We start from the raw sequence: 494 nt of genomic DNA, 5'->3' as shown, positions 1-494 counted from the left end.
ATGCATGGCACTTAGAGGATATGGAGCCGGAAGCGGAAGTTGACGTTTTGGCCTTCGTTCGATACCGCGGCCTTTCGTCGATAGAGACCTATCAGTCGTCAGAGCATTGGGACTCGAACGAGGTCGATCTTCTGAGGGTCAACTCGTTTGGCCCTCAGAAGGACTCCAAAGCCTCCTTATTATGCGCTCCTCTTCGCGCACATTTTTCCTCTATGCGCTTGACTCTGTGCAGCAAGGCTGCCCTTTCTTCCTGGAAGTTCCAGATGAGCGGTCTCAGTTCCATCAAGGACTGGAGCGCCCTGCGGGCGTAGGCGAGCGCCAGGTCTAAGTCTTTAAGGTGATGTTCATAAATCTTGGAGAGTTCTACGAGGCATTCGATCGATCGCGTAAAATGCGTGCCCGATATCCTGTTTGTCTTGGAAGTTGCGATACAGATCGCCGAGATGGGGGCCAAAAGATGCCCCCGTCAATATCCCGGATAAAACGTCTATCAG

General features: G+C 52.4%; 1 protein-coding gene. It reads left to right on the top strand.

Annotated features, from left to right (window positions below):
* Nucleotides 1-311, top strand: a 311-nt coding sequence (locus tag EZM41_RS13645; RefSeq protein WP_232619151.1) for a hypothetical protein, incomplete at its 5' end; no start/stop codon positions are given.
* Nucleotides 312-494: the final 183 nt, after the last annotated feature.

The organism is Acetomicrobium sp. S15 = DSM 107314 (genome assembly GCF_016125955.1).
Lineage (GTDB): Bacteria > Synergistota > Synergistia > Synergistales > Thermosynergistaceae > Thermosynergistes > Thermosynergistes pyruvativorans.
The sequence above is the reverse complement of the archived record's forward strand: the minus strand, read 5'-3'. Positions and strand labels throughout refer to the sequence as shown.